Annotated in this window: 18 protein-coding genes and 1 tRNA gene; 11 read left to right on the forward strand and 8 right to left on the reverse strand. The window is 67.1% G+C overall.

Annotated elements, in window-relative coordinates; translation table 11 throughout:
• Positions 1–3: 3 nt before the first annotated feature.
• The 5 genes from ACTT2I_RS05885 to ACTT2I_RS05905 form a co-directional block, all read right to left on the reverse strand.
• Positions 4–675 carry a YoaK family protein gene (locus ACTT2I_RS05885; protein WP_019183301.1) on the reverse strand — a complete coding sequence of 224 codons (672 nt, stop codon included), beginning with the start codon at positions 673–675 and terminating at the stop codon, positions 4–6.
• A 30-nt stretch (positions 676–705) separates the two neighbouring features.
• Positions 706–1,212, reverse strand: a complete 507-nt coding sequence (locus ACTT2I_RS05890; RefSeq protein ID WP_421099572.1) for a hypothetical protein — start codon at positions 1,210–1,212, stop codon at positions 706–708.
• Positions 1,209–2,606, reverse strand: coding sequence for a PhoH family protein (locus ACTT2I_RS05895; protein WP_088432236.1), 1,398 nt, complete (start codon positions 2,604–2,606; stop codon positions 1,209–1,211). The genes ACTT2I_RS05890 and ACTT2I_RS05895 overlap by 4 nt, the downstream gene beginning before the upstream one ends.
• Before the next feature lie 81 nt (positions 2,607–2,687).
• Positions 2,688–3,167, reverse strand: coding sequence for a peroxiredoxin (locus tag ACTT2I_RS05900; RefSeq protein ID WP_088432235.1), 480 nt, complete (start codon positions 3,165–3,167; stop codon positions 2,688–2,690).
• A 78-nt stretch (positions 3,168–3,245) separates the two neighbouring features.
• Entirely contained in the window at positions 3,246–3,806 is a 561-nt protein-coding gene (locus tag ACTT2I_RS05905) for a glycine cleavage system protein R (protein ID WP_019183297.1), read from the reverse strand.
• A 164-nt stretch (positions 3,807–3,970) separates the two neighbouring features.
• Here ACTT2I_RS05905 and dapA point away from each other — a divergent pair, with 164 nt between their 5' ends.
• Positions 3,971–4,864 (forward strand): 4-hydroxy-tetrahydrodipicolinate synthase, encoded by an 894-nt coding sequence (gene dapA / locus ACTT2I_RS05910; protein WP_088432265.1) that lies wholly within the window; start codon positions 3,971–3,973, stop codon positions 4,862–4,864.
• Positions 4,865–4,890: 26 nt separating this feature from the next.
• On the forward strand, positions 4,891–5,415 hold the full coding sequence (locus ACTT2I_RS05915) for a hypothetical protein (protein WP_088432234.1): 525 nt from the start codon (positions 4,891–4,893) through the stop codon (positions 5,413–5,415).
• Between the two features lie 170 nt (positions 5,416–5,585).
• Here ACTT2I_RS05915 and fdxA read toward each other — a convergent pair whose 3' ends face one another.
• Positions 5,586–5,909 carry a ferredoxin FdxA gene (gene fdxA / locus ACTT2I_RS05920; protein WP_019183294.1) on the reverse strand — a complete coding sequence of 108 codons (324 nt, stop codon included), beginning with the start codon at positions 5,907–5,909 and terminating at the stop codon, positions 5,586–5,588.
• 105 nt (positions 5,910–6,014) lie between these two features.
• A complete protein-coding gene (locus ACTT2I_RS05925) occupies positions 6,015–6,947 on the reverse strand; it encodes an SMP-30/gluconolactonase/LRE family protein (protein WP_421099571.1) in 933 nt (310 codons plus the stop codon).
• Positions 6,948–7,168: 221 nt separating this feature from the next.
• Between ACTT2I_RS05925 and xylB the strand changes: the two genes are divergently transcribed.
• The 3 genes from xylB to ACTT2I_RS05940 are packed head-to-tail and all read left to right on the forward strand — an operon-like array spanning position 7,169 to position 11,491.
• Positions 7,169–8,692, forward strand: coding sequence for a xylulokinase (xylB, locus tag ACTT2I_RS05930; protein WP_421099570.1), 1,524 nt, complete (start codon positions 7,169–7,171; stop codon positions 8,690–8,692).
• Positions 8,689–10,029 (forward strand): xylose isomerase, encoded by a 1,341-nt coding sequence (xylA, locus tag ACTT2I_RS05935; protein WP_421099569.1) that lies wholly within the window; start codon positions 8,689–8,691, stop codon positions 10,027–10,029. Before xylB ends, xylA begins: the two co-directional genes overlap by 4 nt.
• Positions 10,030–10,060: 31 nt before the next feature.
• Positions 10,061–11,491, forward strand: coding sequence for a sugar porter family MFS transporter (locus ACTT2I_RS05940; RefSeq protein WP_421099568.1), 1,431 nt, complete (start codon positions 10,061–10,063; stop codon positions 11,489–11,491).
• A gap of 148 nt (positions 11,492–11,639) precedes the next feature.
• Here ACTT2I_RS05940 and ACTT2I_RS05945 read toward each other — a convergent pair.
• Positions 11,640–11,714 (reverse strand) — tRNA-Glu (locus ACTT2I_RS05945).
• 50 nt (positions 11,715–11,764) lie between these two features.
• On the opposite strand from ACTT2I_RS05945, the gene pcnB reads away from it, so the two are divergent.
• The 6 genes from pcnB (at position 11,765) to pgi (ending at position 17,385) form a co-directional block, all read left to right on the forward strand.
• A complete protein-coding gene (gene pcnB, locus ACTT2I_RS05950; protein WP_421099567.1) occupies positions 11,765–13,132 on the forward strand; it encodes a polynucleotide adenylyltransferase PcnB in 1,368 nt (455 codons plus the stop codon).
• 3 nt (positions 13,133–13,135) lie between these two features.
• Entirely contained in the window at positions 13,136–13,624 is a 489-nt protein-coding gene (folK, locus tag ACTT2I_RS05955) for a 2-amino-4-hydroxy-6-hydroxymethyldihydropteridine diphosphokinase (protein WP_421099566.1), read from the forward strand.
• A gap of 31 nt (positions 13,625–13,655) precedes the next feature.
• Positions 13,656–14,471, forward strand: a complete 816-nt coding sequence (panB, locus tag ACTT2I_RS05960; protein ID WP_088432227.1) for a 3-methyl-2-oxobutanoate hydroxymethyltransferase — start codon at positions 13,656–13,658, stop codon at positions 14,469–14,471.
• Positions 14,468–15,310: a pantoate--beta-alanine ligase gene (gene panC, locus ACTT2I_RS05965; protein ID WP_070427117.1), complete on the forward strand. Its 843-nt coding sequence runs from the start codon at positions 14,468–14,470 to the stop codon at positions 15,308–15,310. The genes panB and panC overlap by 4 nt, the downstream gene beginning before the upstream one ends.
• Before the next feature lie 183 nt (positions 15,311–15,493).
• The gene (panD, locus tag ACTT2I_RS05970) at positions 15,494–15,874 is read left to right on the forward strand and encodes an aspartate 1-decarboxylase (protein ID WP_019183273.1); all 381 of its coding nucleotides are present in this window, start codon (positions 15,494–15,496) and stop codon (positions 15,872–15,874) included.
• Positions 15,871–17,385, forward strand: coding sequence for a glucose-6-phosphate isomerase (pgi, locus tag ACTT2I_RS05975; RefSeq protein WP_421099565.1), 1,515 nt, complete (start codon positions 15,871–15,873; stop codon positions 17,383–17,385). The genes panD and pgi overlap by 4 nt, the downstream gene beginning before the upstream one ends.
• Positions 17,386–17,449: the final 64 nt, after the last annotated feature.

The raw sequence follows: 17,449 nt of genomic DNA on the forward strand, positions 1-17,449 counted from the left end.
CGATCAGCGCGCCCGCAGCAGTGCCCACTGCCGGTACAGCACGTAGCCCAGTCCGGTGCCGCCAGTGAGCAGGGCGGGCGCCAGCAGCGCGTCGTAGCCGAAACGCAGGAACAACCCGGCACCGATCACGCCGCCGGCCAGGAAGCCGCTGACGATCAAGCCGCTCAGGGTCAGCCGCCGGATCGGCAGTGGCAGCCCGCGCAGCAGGTGACCCAGGCCGATGCCCAGGTCGGTGAACATGCCGCTGAGATGGGTGGTGCGCACCACCGCCCCACTGAAGGTGGTCGCCATCGCGTTCTGCAGGCCGCAGGCCATCGCCGCCGCCAGTGCGCCCCAGATCTGCTGCTGTTTGAACAGCGGAATCGCGATCAGCAGCAACAGCGATTCCAGCGCCAGCACCACGCCATAGCGGCGGCCCAGCTGCAGGCCACTGTCCTGGATGATCACGCCGCTGAGCGTGGCACCCACGCAGAACGCGATCAGTAGTCCCCACAGATGGCCGACCACGCGCCAGTCGCGCTGGGCCAGCGCCATGCCGAGCTGGCTGGTGGTGCCGGTCATGTGGCTGACTGCCTGGTGCTCGAAACCGAGGAAGCCGACCACGTTGACCATGCCGGCCACGCAGGACAGCGCGATCGCGCCGATCCAGACCCAGGTGGGCAGCCGGATGCTCATCCGGCGCGTGTGGTCGGGGTCACGGCACGATCAACGGCCCACAGGCGGGCCGTTGAACTGCACATCCGAGAAACGGCCGCTGGCTGGATCGAACACCGCGCCCCAGAACTGTGCGCCGCCATCGCAGACCCGGATCGCATCGCGCGCCGGGTCGATATCGGCATCGTCGGGCAGATGGAAGGCGTTGAGATAGATCAGCTGGCGGCCGTCCATTTCGATGCCGACGTACTGGCGGTCGAAATCGGCGGCCTTGGGTACCTGCGCCTCCAGCGAGGGCAGCTGGGCTTCCAGCTGTTCGACCTGTTGGCGGCTGGGCGCCCAGTAGCCGGTGACCCGCCCCGGCTCGCGGCCGGGGCTGGAACGCGAGCAGGTATCCAATACCTGGGCGGCGACGACCGGCCGCGTCACCACCCAGGACTGGCCGGTCTTGATCGCGGTCGGGACGCTGGCGCCCGGCCGCGTATTGGCGGGCGTGCAGGCGGCCGCCAGCGCAGCAAGCGCCAGCGGCAGGACGGCACGGGACAGGGAACGGCTCACAATACCTCCGAAGCGTAATCAGCCAGGCGCGAACGCTCGCCACGGCGCAGCGTGATGTGCGCGCTGTGCGGCCAGTTCTTGAAGCGGTCCACCGCGTAGGTCAGGCCCGAGGTGGTCTCGGTCAGGTACGGGGTATCGATCTGTTCCACGTTGCCCAGGCAGACGATCTTGGTGCCGGGGCCGGCACGGGTGATCAGGGTCTTCATCTGCTTGGGGGTGAGGTTCTGTGCTTCATCCAGGATCAGATAGCGCGACAGGAACGTGCGCCCGCGCATGAAGTTGAGCGAGCGGATCTTGATCCGGCTGGCGATCAGGTCGTTGGTTGCCGCGCGTCCCCATGCGCCGCCTTCCTGGGTATGCGTGAGCACTTCCAGGTTGTCGGTCAGTGCGCCCATCCACGGCGTCATCTTTTCTTCCTCGGTGCCGGGCAGGAAGCCGATATCCTCGCCGACGCTGACCGTCGCACGGGTCATGATGATCTCGCGGTAGCGCTGCTGGTCCATGGTCTGGGCCAGGCCGGCGGCCAGCGCGAGCAGCGTCTTGCCGGTGCCGGCGGTGCCGAGCAGGGTGACGAAATCGATCTCCGGGTCCATCAAGGCGTTGAGCGCGAAGTTCTGCTCGCGGTTGCGCGCGCTGATGCCCCACACCGCATGGCTGCCGTGGCGGAAATCGTTGACCAGCGACAGCGTGATCCTGTCGCCGTCCACCTTGGCCACGCGCAGTTCGACTTCATCATCGCCGGGCAGGTAGGCGTACTGGTTGGGATGCCAGTTCTCGTCTTCGCTGGCGATGATTTCGTAACTGGTGCGGCCCTTGTCGCTCCAGCTGCGCAGGTTGTCAGTGTGCTTCTTCCAGAAGTCTTCCGGCAGCTCGGTGGCACCGGTGTAGAGCAGGCTGAAATCGTCGAGCGCGCGGTCGTTTTCGTAATCCTCGGACACGATGCCGGCGATCGCCGCCTTGATCCGCAGGTTGATGTCCTTGGAGACGAACACCACCGGGATCTCGGGCACCTGTTCCTTCAGGGCCAGGATCGCCCCGAGGATGGCATTGTCCGGAATCACCGCACCGAAGCTCTTGCCGGCCTCGAAGTGGCTGGTCTGGAAACGCAGCAGGCCCACGCTCTGCTTGCCGCGCAGCTGCAGCCCGTTCGGCCGCTGCAGCGGAATGCCATCGGCCAGGTTGTCCAGGCCCGAGGCCTGCACCAGCTCATTGAGGAAACGGCTGACCTGGCGCGCGTTGCGGCTCGCCTCGGTGGTGCCCTTCTTGCCGTTGTCCAGCTCTTCGATCACCTGCATCGGCAGGTAGACATCATGCTCCTCGAACTTGAACAGCGCGGTCGGATCGTGCATGAGCACGTTGGTATCCAGTACGTAGATGCGCTTGCCTCGGGTCATCGTCAATTCCTGGTGGCAGAACAGGGACAAGCCATCACGACCTGCGGGGCAGGGTGATGGCCATTGGGGGTGCCGGGGTGATCACTGGGTTTTCGCGGCCTTCAGGGCTTCAAGGACGGTGTCTGCGTGGCCGGCCACTTTGACCTTGCGCCACGCCTGCACGATACGACTGTCCGGCGAAATGAGGAAGGTGCTGCGCTCGATGCCACGCACCTGCTTGCCGTACATGTTCTTCAGCTTGATCACGTCGAACGCGGTGCACAGCGCTTCATCGCCATCGCTGATCAGCGGGAAGGCGAAGCCCTGCTTGGCGCAGAAGTTGTCGTGGGATTTGACCGAATCGCGTGAAACGCCGAAGACGCGGGCGCCGGCGTTGGTGAACTGCGGGAGCAGTGCGTTGAAATCGATGCCCTCGGTGGTGCAGCCCGGGGTGCTGTCCTTGGGGTAGAAGTACAGCACCAGCCACTGGCCGGCCAGATCGCCGAGGGTGGTGGTCTCGCCGCCGGACAACGCCAGCGGCAGTGCGAGGGTGGTGCTGTCCAGGGTGTCGCCGTCGTTCATGGGTTCCTTTCCGGATCCTGGGGTAGATCTACTACAACTGCATGAAACCCCGCGCGCCCGTGACGAGCGCGCGAAACATCAGAACTTCATCGGGTCCATGATCGCATCGAGGTTGAGGTGATCGCAGAACTCGAGGAAATCATCGCGCAGCGCGGCGATGTGCATGTTGGCCGGCACACCGATCGTGACCTGCGCGGAGAACATTTCCGCACCGGTCTGCATCGCGCGGTAACGCGTGCTCTGCAGGTTTTCGATGGTGATGCCCTGGCGGTCGAAGAAATCGGCCAGCTGGAACAGGATCCCCGGCTTGTCGGCGGCGATCACTTCCACGATGTAGGGCAGCAGGTTGGACTGCGCCTGCTTGGCGCCGGTGCGGTACCAGACCAACTTCAGGCCTTCCTCGCGCTCGAGCCGGGTCAGCATCGCCTCCAGCTTGGCCACCGAGTCCCACGAGCCGGTGGCCAGGGCGGTGACGGACACGTCGCGCCCGACCGTGGCCAGGCGGGCATCGACCAGATTGCAGCCACTATCGGCGATACGCCGGGTCACAGGCAGCAGGGGGGACTCCGGATGCGTCGTATAGGCGTTGATCAGGAGGTGGTTTTCGGTCGGCGCAGGCCGCGGCGTGGTGTCGGTCAAGATGGTTCCGGGTGATGCAAGGTGAGTCTGAACGGCCGGACGACGGCACGTTCGCCGGAGTCCAGCATACTTGCCCGCGCTTTCGACCCGCAAGTAACATGCAACGTACATCTGGCCGGCGTTTACGCAGGCACGGTGCCCCCTTTCTTCCGAGCACGATGTCCTTGTCCCTTTCCGGTCTCATCACCGCGCTGGCGACGCCCTTCCAGGCGAACGGCGCATTGGATCCCGACGGTTGGCAGCGCCTGCTGCATCTGCAACTGGAGGGTGGTGTTCACGGGGTGGTGGTGGCCGGTTCGACCGGTGAAGCCGCGGCCCTGTCCGACGACGAATACGACCAGTTGCTGCGCAGTGCGGTCAAAACCGTCGCCGGGCGCATCCCGGTGCTGGCCGGCACCGGCCTGTCCGGGACGGCCAAAACCATCGAGCAGACCCGCCGGGCGGCCGCCAATGGCGCCACCCACGCGCTGGTGGTGACCCCGCCGTACGTGCGCCCCACCCAGGCTGGCCTGATCGCGCATTACCGCGCGGTGGCCGACCAGGGCGGCCTGCCGGTCATCCTGTACAACGTGCCCGGCCGCACCGGCTGCGACATGCTGCCCGAGACCGTGGCCGAGCTGGCCAGCCACCCGAACATCGTCGGCATCAAGGAAGCGGTGGGCGATATCGGTCGCGTGCATGCGCTGCTGGCCCTGCGTTCGCCGGACTTCGCCATCCTCAGCGGTGACGACGGTACGGCGGCACGCTCGATCCTGTCCGGCGTGGATGGCCTGATCTCGGTGGGCTCCAACGCGCTGCCGGGGGCTTATCGCCGGATGTGCGACCTGGCCGCAGCCGGTGAGCGCGAGGCGACCGAATCGTGGGACGCCCGTCTGGAGCCCTTCCATGAATTCTGCGGCGTGGAGTCCAACCCGATCCCGGTGAAGGACCTGCTGCGCCGGATCGGCATTGGTGACGGCCTGCGCCTGCCGCTGCTGCCCCTGTCCGCGGCCCATCACGCCGCTGCCGAACACCTGGCCACCGATATCGGTGCGCTGGAAGCACTATCCAACCACTGATCGCAGTGGTCACTCAGGAGATTCCCATGCGTCAATCCGTTTCCGCCTTCCGCGTCCTGTCTTTTGCGGTCCTGGCAACCGCGACCCTCATCGGCACCACCGGCTGCTTCAAGCGTGGTGCCAAGGGCGACTATGCCCTGGCCCCCGAAGTGCGCCCGCTGGAAGTGCCGCCGGATCTGAACGTCCCGGCCGGTCAGGCCGCCGCTACCGCCGCCACCAGCTCCTCGCTGGCCTCGCAGGCCTCGCGTCCGGCCCCGGCCTCGAACCAGGCGGCCGCTAACAACGCCGGCTTCACCGTGCCGGGCACCAAGGAAGAAGTGTTCGCCAAGGTCGGCACCGCGCTGGAAACTGTTGAAGGCGTGAAGATCGCCAGCAAGGCGCAGCTGCTGGGTTCCTATGACGTGGCCTTCGAAGGCAGCGACTTCCTGGTCCGCGTGGTGGCCGTCGATGCCGGCGCCTATGTGTCGGCCGTGGATCCGCGTGGCCTGCCGGCCACCGCCGCAGCGCCGACCAAGCTGCTGGGTGAGCTGAAGGCGAAGCTGGCGCCGTAAAAGCGCCAGCGGCAGGCCCGGCCGCTGGCCGGGCCGGCGCGCCACGTGCCGCCCGGGTCCGACCTGGGTGGCATCGCAGCGCAGCCGCCGGCACGACCGGACACTGCGTGTCCGGGAAACGAAAAGGGCGCCTTTGGCGCCCTTTTTCGTTGCCGCCCGAACCCGCAGGCTCAGCGTTCCAGCAGTTTCAGCTTGTCCGGTTTGCCGTCCCATTCGCCGGCGTCGGCGGGCGGGTCCTTGCGCACGGTCAGCACCGGCCAGGCCTGGGCCAGCTCGGCATTGAGGGCAACGAACACTTCCTGGCCGGCGGGCACGTCATCTTCGGGGAAGATCGCGTTGACCGGGCACTCCGGCTCGCACAAGGTGCAATCGATGCACTCGTCCGGGTCGATCACCAGGAAGTTGGGGCCTTCATGGAAGCAATCCACGGGGCACACTTCCACGCAATCGGTGTGTTTGCACTTGATGCAGTTTTCGGTGACGACAAAAGGCATGGCTGGATCTGAATCCGACAGTAAGCCGGACAATTCTAGAACAGGTTGGTCCGCGGCGCGGAGTCGGATCGTGTCTGGACCCCCGAAATGCCGCTGGCACAAGGCTCAGGCCCAGCGGAAAGGACGCTCGGGCAGGCCAGCGATGCCGGTCTCCAGCGCAAATACGCCGCCGGCGTGCGGGCTGGCCGCCAGTTGCCCGTCGGTGTGATCCAGCCGGGAACTGGTGATCATCAGCTGCCGCATTCCAGCCCCGCCCAGCGCAACGCAGGTCGGATTGCGCACCGGCAGCAGGACCACCCGATCGACCTGCCCGTCGGGTCGATAACGCACCACGCGCGAAGCGCGCCACTGCGCATTCCACACGCCGCCTTCGGCATCGACGATGGCCCCATCCGGCTCCCAGTGCGGATCGGGCAGGGCAGCGAACAGCCGTGGCGGCCCGCAGTGCGCGCGCTCGGCATCGTAGTCGCAGCACCACAGCGCAGGGCGCACCGAATCGCAGAAATACATCGTGGCGCCGTCCGGGCTGAAACAGATCGCATTGGGGATGACGACCGGCGGCAGATTCAGTTCGCGCAGGCCGTGCCGCATCGAAAACTGGTAGTAACGGCCGAGCGGCGCACGCGCAGGATCCTCGCTCATGGTGCCGAACACCAGGTTGCCGGCGCGATCGGTGCGGCCGTCATTGCTGCGCGTCTCCGCCACATCGGGCTGCACGTCGGCCAGCCATTCCAGCGGCGGCGCCGTGGCATCACCGTCGCGGTCGATGTCCAGGCGCTGCAATGAGTTGGCCAGTGCGATCAGCAGGCGGCCATCGTCGCCTTCGGCCAGGCAGCCGGGGCGGTCCGGCAGCAGCCAGCTTCGATGCATGGCATCGGCAGGCCGGTACTGCCACAACCGGCGCTCACTGATATCCACCCAGAACAGGCAGTGCCGCTGTGCCGACCAGAGGGCGCCTTCGCCGTGGGTGCAGCGGCTGTCGACCAGCAGGGGAACGTCAGCAACCGCAGAGGACGGGGCGGCAACGGCATCGGGCATGGGGCAGGTACTCGCAACAGCAGGGGCGTTGCAGTGTGCCAGCCAGCCGATCAATGCGGCGTGCGCTGGCCGCAGGAGGGTGGTAATGCCGCACTGCACGATTGCACCGCCTTGGATGCCCGGGCCAAGATGATGACCACCGGTAGACAATCAGGAGCGGCGATGGGTCAGGCGGAAGTGGTCGAGGCGGCGCTACCCCGGTGCGGCAGGGAGCGCGGGCAATGAGTCTGTATGTGGGCCTGGATGTCGGCACCCAGAGCGTGAAGCTGCTCGCCTATGACCCGGCGCTGGGCGAGGTAGTGGCCACGGCGGCGCGACCGATGCAGTTGGTCAGCCGGGACGATGGCACCCGCGAGCAGGACGCGCGCTGGTGGATCGACGGCATTGTGGCGTGCTTTGCCGAACTCAGCCCGTCGCTGCGCAGCCGCATTCGTGCCATCGGCGTGTCCGGCCAGCAGCATGGTTTCGTGCCGATCAACGCACGCGGCGAGGTGATCGCGCCGGTGAAGCTGTGGTGCGATACCAGTACCGCAACCGATTGCGAGCCGATCATGGCGGCGGTGGGGGGTGCTGCCGCGTGCATCGCACTGGCCGGCAATCCCATCCTCGCCGGTTACACCGCCTCCAAGCTGCCGTGGACGCGCCGCCATCGTGCGCAGGCCTATGCGGAACTGGACGGCATCCTGCTGCCGCACGACTACATCAACTTCTGGCTGACCGGGCAGCGCTACGCCGAGTACGGTGACGCCTCCGGCACCGGCTGGCTGGACGTGCGCCACCGGCGCTGGTCGCCCGAACTGCTGCAGGCGATCGACCCGCAGCGCGATCTGCTCGCATTGCTGCCACCGCTGGTCCCACTGGAAACCACGTTCACGCTGGCGCCGACGATCGCCGCACTGCTGGACCTGCCGGCCGACGTGCAGGTCTCCACGGGCGGTGGCGACAACATGATGGCCGCGCTGGGCACCGGGAACGTGGCCGCAGGGCGGCTGACCATGAGCCTGGGCACGTCCGGCACGCTGTTCGCATACGCCGATCACCCGGTGGTCGACGACGACGGGCGCTGGGCTGCGTTCTGCTCCTCCAGCGGCGGTTGGCTGCCGCTGATCTGCACCATGAACTGCACCGTCGCCACCGAGCGGATGGCGGCGCTGTTCAACATTCCCCGTGGCGGTGGCGAGGTGCTGATGGCGCAGACCGATCCCGGTGCAGGCGGGCTGGTGATGCTGCCGTACTTCAACGGCGAGCGCACCCCGGACCTGCCCAACGCGCGTGCCTGCCTGCATGGCATGGACCTGCACAACACCACGCCGGCGCATTTCTATCGCGCCGCGATGGAAGGCGCGACCTACAGCCTGCGCAACGGCTACGACGCCTTCACCGGCGCGGGCCTGTCCTTCGACACCGTGCTGCTCACTGGCGGCGGCAGCAACAGCGCGGCGTGGCGGCAACTGATCGCCGATGTGTTCGATCTGCCGGTCAAGGTGCCCACCCAGGCCGAAGGCGCGGCGTTCGGCGCGGCGCTGCAGGCGCTGTGGGCCGCGCAGCGCGGGCAGGGCGGAAGCGACAGCCTCGCGGCAACGGTCGATGCACACGTGCGCTTTGATGACGCGCTGTCGGCCACCCCGGATCCGCGCACTGTGCCGCGCTACGCAGAACTGTACCGCCGTTTCCTCCACCATCTTTCCGAGGTGGGTCCGCTGCTGCGTACCGACCCGTCACCACCGCAAGGATCCGAGCAATGAGCACCTCCGTTTACATCGGCGCACAGGAGTACTTCCCCGGCATCGGCCGCATCCCGTTCGAGGGACGTGGCTCGGACAATCCGCTGGCCTACAAGGTCTACGACGCGGACAAGCGCGTGGGCGGCAAGACCATGGCCGAGCACCTGCGCTTCGCGGTGGCGTACTGGCACAGCTTCTGCGCGACCGGCCACGATCCGTTCGGCCCGGGTACCCGCGTCCATCCGTGGGATGCCGGCGCTACGCCGCTGGCACGTGCCGAGGCCAAGGCCGATGCCGCGTTCGAGTTCATCACCAAACTCGGCGTGCCGTACTACTGCTTCCATGACATCGATCTGGCACCGGACGCCGACGACATCGCCGAGTACGAGGCCAATCTGCAGCACATGGTCGGCATCGCCGGCGAGCGCCAGAAGGCGACCGGGGTCAAGCTGCTGTGGGGCACCGCCAACCTGTTCTCGCACCCGCGCTACATGAACGGTGCCTCGACCAATCCGGACTTCGCCGTGGTCGCCCGCGCCGCGGTGCAGGTCAAGGCCGCGCTGGAGGCCACGGTGGCCCTGGGCGGTGAGAACTACGTGTTCTGGGGCGGCCGCGAAGGCTATGCCTGCCTGTACAACACCGACATGAAGCGCGAGAAGGACAACATGGCGCGCTTCCTCACGCTGGCCCGCGACCATGGGCGCAGCATCGGCTTCACCGGCACCTTCCTGATCGAGCCCAAGCCGATGGAGCCGATGAACCACCAGTACGATTTCGACAGCGCCACGGTGGTCGGTTTCCTGCGCGAGCACGGCCTGGACAAGGACTTCAAGCTCAACATCGAGGCCAACCACGCCACGCTGTCCGGGCACACCTTCGCGCATGACCTGCAGGTCGCTTCGGATGCCGGCCTGCTGGGCAGCATCGATGCCAACCGCGGCAACCCCCAGAACGGCTGGGACACCGATCAGTTCCCGACCGATCTGTACGACACCGTCGGGGCGATGCTGGTGGTGCTGCGCCAGGGTGGCCTGGCCCCGGGCGGGCTCAACTTCGACGCCAAGGTGCGCCGCGAGTCGTCTGCGCCGGAAGATCTGTTCGAGGCGCACATTGGCGGCATGGATGCGTTCGCGCGCGGGCTGGAAGTGGCGCATGCCCTGATCGCGAACTCCCCGCTGGAGGGCTGGCGACGGGACCGCTACGCCAGTTTCGAGCGCGGCGCCGGGGCCGATTTCGCCGCCGGCCGCAGCAGCCTGGACGCGTTGCGCAGCCTGGCCCTGGCCCAGGGCGAGCCGCAGCAGCGCAGCGGCCACCAGGAAAGGTATGAGAACCTGATCAATCAGTACCTGTTGCGCTGACCCGCCGTTCCCTTCCGACCCAGGTATCTCCATGTCCAGTGCTTCGCTCAGCAGTACCCGCGCCGGCAGCGGCGAGAACACCGGCTTCATCGTCCTGATCAGCTGCGTGGCCACCATCGGCGGCTTCCTGTTCGGGTTCGACAGTGGCGTGATCAACGGCACGGTCGATGGCCTGAAGGACACGTTCCAGTCCAGCTCGGCCGGGATCGGCTTCGAGGTCGCCTCGATGCTGCTCGGCTGCGCGATCGGTGCCTTCTTCGCCGGTCGCCTCGGCGACCGGCTCGGCCGCCGCGGCGTGCTGATCATCGCCGCGGTGATGTTCCTGTTCTCGGCACTGGGGGCAGGGGCGGCGCACAGCTCCACGGTGTTCATCATCGCCCGGGTGATCGGCGGTTTCGCCGTCGGCGCGGCCAGCGTGATGTCGCCAGCGTATATCGCCGAGGTCGCCTCGGCCCGCTACCGCGGGCGGCTGGCCACGGTGCAGCAGATCGCGATCATCAGCGGCCTGTTCTGCGCTTTCCTCAGCAACTACCTGCTGGCCAAGGCGGCCGGGGCCTCCACCCAGGAACTCTGGCTGGGCCAGGCGGCATGGCGCTGGATGTTCTGGATGCAGGCCATTCCCTCGCTGCTGTTCCTGTGCCTGCTGCTGGTGATTCCGGAGAGCCCGCGCTTCCTGGTGGTCAAAGGGCGTCGGGACCAGGCGCTGTCGGTGCTGACCCGCCTGTACGGTCCGGCCGAGGCACAGGCCAAGATCACCGAGATCGAAGGTTCGCTGGCGCAGGACCAGCACCGCCCGACCTTCTCGGACCTGATCAGCAAGGCCACCGGCAAGCTGCGCCCGATCGTCTGGATCGGCATCGGCCTGGCGGTGTTCCAGCAGTTGGTCGGCATCAACGTCGTCTTCTATTACGGCGCCGTGCTGTGGCAGGCCGTGGGCTTCTCGGAGAACGATGCGCTGTTGATCAACGTGCTGTCCGGTGCACTGAGTATCGGCGCCTGCCTGATCACCGTGGTCCTGATCGACCGCATCGGCCGCAAGCCGCTGTTGTGGGTCGGCTCGCTCGGCATGGCGGTCTCGCTGGCACTGGTCACCATCGCGTTCGCCAGCGGTTCGCTGGATACCGCCGGGAAGCTTCAGCTCACTGACACCATGGGCGTGCTGGCGCTGGTGGCGGCCAACGTCTACGTGATCTTCTTCAACATGTCCTGGGGCCCGGTGATGTGGGTGATGCTGGGCGAGATGTTTCCCAACCAGATCCGTGGTTCCGGGCTGGCGGTGGCTGGCGCGGCGCAATGGACCTCCAACTTCGCCATCACTGTGTCCTTCCCGATCCTGCTGGGCAGCATCGGCCTGGCCGGCGCCTACGGCATCTACACGGTCGCGGCGGTGGTCTCGGTGTTCTTCGTGCTGCGCTTCGTCAAGGAGACCAAGGGCAAGGAACTGGAGCAGATGGAGGGCTGAGCCGCTTTCTGCAGCCCGGCGCGCTGGGCAGGGGCCGGGTCGGGGGCGTGTGCTCCCGGTCCGGGCGGGCAGGGCAGGCGCCGCAGGCCTGGGGCCTGAACGCAAAAAACCCCGCCGTGGCGGGGTTTTTGGCTCTCTGCACCGCGACTGGTGCTCCCTAGGGGACTCGAACCCCTGTTTTAGCCTTGAGAGGGCCACGTCCTAACCTCTAGACGAAGGGAGCAGACTTTGTCGCGAACTGCGCAGCGCGCTAGTATATGGACCTAGATGCCATTGGGCAATCCCGAAAACTCAACCGGAAGCGCCAACATCAATTCCTCTGCTACATCACCGTTCAGCCTGCGCGTGATCCCGCGCGATCAGCACAACATCTCCCGCAAGGACATCAGCCCCAACGCCCTGCGCGTCCTGTACCGGCTGCGTGATTCCGGGTTTGCCGGTTACCTGGTCGGCGGCGCCGTCCGCGATCTGCTGGTGAACGGGCACCCCAAGGATTTCGACGTCGCCACCGACGCGACGCCCGAGCAGGTCAAGCAGTTGTTCCGCAACTGCCGGCTGATCGGCCGCCGCTTCCGCCTGGCGCACGTGGTGTTCGGCCGCGAGATCATCGAGGTCGCCACCTTCCGCGCCAACATCGACGATGGCAGCGGCGACCGTGAGATGGAAAACGGCATGCTCGTGCGCGACAACGTGTACGGCAGCATCGAAGACGACGCGATCCGCCGCGACTTCACCTGCAACGCCCTGTATTACGCGATCGAGGATTTCTCGGTGCGCGATTACACCGGTGGCTTCGAAGACGTGCAGGCGCGCCTGATGAAGCTGATCGGCGATCCCGAGCAGCGCTACCAGGAAGACCCGGTGCGCATGCTGCGCGCGGTGCGCCTGGCCGCCAAGCTGGGCTTCCAGATCGAAGAGGCGACTGCCGAACCGCTGCCGCGCCTGGCCAACCTGTTGGCCGAGGCCGCCCCGGCACGCCTGTTCGAGGAAGTGCTCAAGCTGTTCCTGTCCGGGCACGGCGTGGCCAGCTTCGAAGGCCTGGAGCGCTACGGTCTGCTTGACGTCATGTTCCCGGAAAGCGCCGCCGCGCTGCGCAGCAACCGCAGTGGCGCGCTGCGCCGCATGGTCATCGAAGGCCTGCACAACACCGATCTGCGCGTGGCCAATGACGAGCCGGTGTCGCCGTCGTTCCTGTTCGCGCTGCTGCTGTGGCCGGCCTTCTGCCGCGCCCTGGCCAGCCTGCAGAAGCAGGGCGTGGCACTGGAAGAAGCGCAGCGCCGCGCGGCGGACCGCGTGACCCTCCACCAGCTGACCACGATCGCCCTGCCGCGCCGCTTCTCGCTGCCGATGCAGGAGATCTGGCTGCTGCAGGGCCGTTTCGCCTCGCGCCAGCGCAAGCGCGTGATCCGCACGTTGACCCATCCGCGCTTCCGCGCCGCTTACGATTTCCTGGTCCTGCGCCAGGTCGCTTCCAGCGAGCACGAAGCCGATGTGGCGTTCTGGCGCGAAGCGCAGCTGCAGTCCGGCACCGAGCTGGATTCGGCGCTGGACGCCGCCCAGGCCGAAGGCGAGGGCGAAGACGGCGCACCGCGCAAGCGTCGCCGCCGCCGTCGTCGTCCCGGTGGAGTGGCAGGCGAGTAAACCGTGACCCTGGCCTGTATCGGATTGGGCGCCAATCTCGGGGACGCCGCGCAGACGCTGCGCGATGCGTTCCAGGCGCTGGCGGCGCTGCCGCAGACCTCCCTGCGGGCACGCTCGCAGTTGTACAGCACGCCGGCCTGGGGCAATGAAGACCAGCCGGCGTTCGTCAATGCTGCCGCCGTGCTGGAAACCGCGTTGCCGGCACCGGACCTGCTGGACGCGTTGCTGGAGATCGAACGCCGCTTCGGCCGCGTGCGGGACCCGGCCGTGCACTGGGGGCCGCGCGCGCTGGATCTGGACGTGCTGCTGTACGGCGAGGACGTCATCGCGCTGCCGCAGCTGCAGGTGCCGCACCCGTACCTGCATGAGCGTGCGTTCGCGCTGCTGCCGCTGGCCGAGATCGCGCCGGACGCCCTCATTCCCGGTCACGGCCGCGTGCGGGATGCTGTGGTGCGGGTCCAAGCCTGCGGGATCGCTCCAATAGGAGGATAATGCGGGGCTTATCGCCACCGGTTATCAGCTCATGAGTACCCACGCAGACAGCAAGCCCTGGACCGTCCCCGCATTGGCCGAGGCCAAGCGCAATGGGCAGAAGCTGGTGATGTTGACCGCCTACGATGCCGGGTTCGCGCGCAGCTTCGACGCTAACGGCGTGGACCTGATCCTGATCGGCGATTCGCTTGGCATGGTGGTGCAGGGGCACGATTCGACCCTGCCGGTCACCACCGACGACATGGTCTACCACACCCGCGCTGTCGCCCGCGTCCTGCAACGCGCGCTGCTGGTGGCCGATCTGCCGTTCGGCGCCGATGCCACCCCCGAGCGCGCGCTGGATGCTTCGCTGCGCCTGCTGCAGGCCGGTGCGGAGATGGTCAAGATCGAGGGTGCCGGCTTCAAGCTGGACATCATCCGGCATCTGGTCGAGCGCGAGATTCCGGTCTGCTCGCACCTGGGCCTGACCCCGCAGTCGGTGCTGCGCCTGGGGGGGTATCGCGTGCAGGGCCGTGGCGACGCCGCCCAGCAGCTGCGCGATGACGCCAAGGCCGCAGTCGCCGCCGGCGCCAGCCTGGTGGTGCTTGAATGCGTGCCGACGCCCGTCGCTGCGCAGGTCACCGCAGACATCAGCGTGCCCACGATCGGCATCGGTGCCGGCCCGCAGTGCGATGGCCAGGTGCTGGTGCTGCATGATTTCCTCGGTCTGGACAGCGGCCATCGCCGTCCCAAGTTCGTCAAGGATTTCCTTGCCGAAGGCGGGTCGGTTGCCGGTGCGGTCCGTGCCTATGCCGACGCCGTGCGCGACGGCTCCTTCCCCGACGCAGAGCACGCCTACGCCTCATGATCGAAACCGTCACCGAACTGTCCCGTCTGCGCGCCGTCGTCAACGGCTGGAAGCGCGAGGGCCTGCGCGTCGCGCTGGTCCCGACCATGGGCAACCTGCATGCAGGTCACTACTCGCTGGTCACGCTGGCCCGGCAGTACGCCGACCGGGTGGTCTCCAGCGTCTTCGTCAATCCGACCCAGTTCGGCCCGAACGAAGACTTCACCCGCTACCCGCGCACGCCCGAAGCCGATACCACCGGCCTGGAGCAGGCCGGCTGCGATGTACTGTGGCTGCCCACCGTTGAATCGATGTACCCGTTCGGCGTCGAGCTGGCGGCCAGCGTCAACGTGCCGGGCATCAGCGGCCTGCTCGAGGGCGCGCACCGCCCGGGCCATTTCGACGGCGTCTGCACCGTGGTCTCGCGCCTGTTCAACCAGGTGCAGCCGGATGTCGCCGCCTTCGGCAAGAAGGACTACCAGCAGCTGGCAGTGATCCGCCAGATGGTCGAAGACCTGGCCTTCCCGATCCAGATCGTCGGGGGTGACATCGTGCGCGAAGACGATGGGCTGGCGATGAGCTCGCGCAACCAGTACCTCAACGCCGAGCAGCGCCCGGTCTCCACCACCATCCACCAGGTGCTGCTGGGCATGCGCGAAGGCTTCATCGCCGGCAAGAGCCGCACCCTCATCGAGGCCGAAGCGGCCGCGGCGCTGCAGGCGGCCGGCTTCCAGGTCGACTATGCCGTGGTCCGCCTGCCGGACCTGTCCGAGCCGGCCGATGCCAACGACGGCACCCGCGTGGCCCTGATCGCCGCGCGGATCGGCAACACCCGGTTGATCGACAACCTGGAGTTCTGAGCCCGCCAGCGGGTACCGGCACAGGGCCACCTTCGGGTGGCCCTGTGCGTTTCCGGGCCCCAGCCCCGCCCGCCCGCTCTGGCTGAACGGCCGGCAGCGCCGGAGGGGGAGGGCAGGGCTACCCCCTGCCGCGCGGCCCCCGGGTGCTAGAATTTCCCTTTCCTTTACCGTTTCCCCGTTGCCATGCATCTGTCCCTGCTGAAGACCAAGATCCACCGCGCCACCGTCACTCACTCCGAGCTGAACTACGAAGGTTCCATCGCCATCGATGACAACCTGCTGGCTGCGACCGGCATCCGTGAGTTCGAGCAGGTGCACATCTGGGATGTGACCAACGGTGCGCGTTTCTCCACCTATGCCATCCGCGCCGAAGCCGGCAGCGGCGTGGTGTCGCTCAACGGCGGCGCTGCGCGCCACGTGCAGGTGGGCGACATCATCATCATCGCCGCCTTCGCCAGCATGAGCGAAGAAGAAGCTGACAGCTTCAAGCCGAAGTTGGTATATGTGGACGGCAAGAACCAGATCTCCCACACCAACGACACGATCCCGACACAGGCCGCATGACACAGCACAACGGATTCGACCCGCTTCATTCCCATGCCCAGCGCCTGCGAGGCGCGAGCATCCCTTCGTTGATCGCCGCCGAACCGGGCCGCGCACAATCGCTGGGGTTGCGGGTCGGTCCGTTGTACGTCAATTTCGCGCGGCAGAAGTACGACCGCGCGGCGTTGGACGCACTGCTGCAGCTGGCTGCCGAGCGCGATGTCGCCGGCGGCTTCCAGCGCCTGTTCCGCGGTGAAGCGGTCAACGTCACCGAGGGCCGCGCCGCCCTGCACACTGCGCTGCGCGGCGATGCCAGCGGCGCGCCTGTGGCCGGCGAGGCCTTCGCTACGGCGGCCCAGGTGCGTCAGCAGATGGGCGAACTGATCGCCGCACTGGAAGCGACCCACATCACCGATATCGTCAGCGTCGGCATCGGCGGTTCGGACCTCGGCCCGCGGCTGGTGGCCGATGCGCTGCGTCCGGTGACCGGTGCGCGCTTCCGCGTGCATTTCGTGTCGAACGTGGATGGCGCCGCGATGCAGCGCACGCTCGCCACGCTGGACCCGGCCACCACCGCCGGCATCCTGATCTCCAAGACCTTCGGCACCCAGGAAACCCTCCTCAACGGGCAGATCCTGCACGACTGGCTGGGCGGCAGCGAGCGCCTGTATGCGGTCAGTGCCAACCCGGAGCGTGCGGCCAAGGCCTTCTCGATCGCCGCCGGCCGTGTGCTGCCGATGTGGGACTGGGTCGGCGGGCGTTATTCGCTGTGGTCGGCGGTCGGTTTCCCGATCGCACTGGCGATCGGCTTCACGCGCTTCGAGCAGCTGCTCGAGGGCGCGGCGCAGATGGACGAACACGCGCTGACCGCACCGCTGGCGCAGAACCTGCCGGTGCTGCATGCGCTGACCGATATCTGGAACCGCAACCTGCTCGGCCATGCCACGCATGCGGTAATGACTTACGACCAGCGCCTGGCGTTGCTGCCGGCCTACCTGCAGCAGCTGGTGATGGAAAGCCTTGGCAAGCGCGTGCAGCTCGATGGCAGTCCGGTGGCCAGCGACACCGTACCGGTGTGGTGGGGCGGGGCGGGCACCGATGTGCAGCACAGCTTCTTCCAGGCGCTGCACCAGGGCACCAGCGTGATCCCGGCCGACTTTATTGGCTGCGTGCACAACGATGATCCCTACGTGGTCAACCACCAGGCGTTGATGGCCAACCTGCTGGCGCAGACCGAGGCGCTGGCCAACGGCCAGGGCAGTGAGGATCCCCATCGCGAGTATCCCGGTGGCCGCCCGAGCACGCTGATCCTGCTCGATGCGCTCACTCCCCAGTCGCTGGGTGCGCTGATCGCCATGTACGAACACGCCGTGTACGTGCAGTCGCTGATCTGGAACATCAACGCCTTCGACCAGTTCGGCGTAGAGCTGGGCAAGCAGCTGGCCAGCCAGCTGCTGCCTGCGCTGCAGGGTGAAGCGCATGCGATCACCGACCCGGTGACGCTGGAGCTGCTGGGGCGTCTGACCGCCTGACCGCCGCTTAAGCCGACCGTTGGTCGGCTATAAGCCAGGTAGAGCCGACCGTTGGTCGGCTATA

This window comes from Stenotrophomonas sp. PUT21 (genome assembly GCF_052232875.1).
Lineage (GTDB): Bacteria > Pseudomonadota > Gammaproteobacteria > Xanthomonadales > Xanthomonadaceae > Stenotrophomonas > Stenotrophomonas maltophilia_N.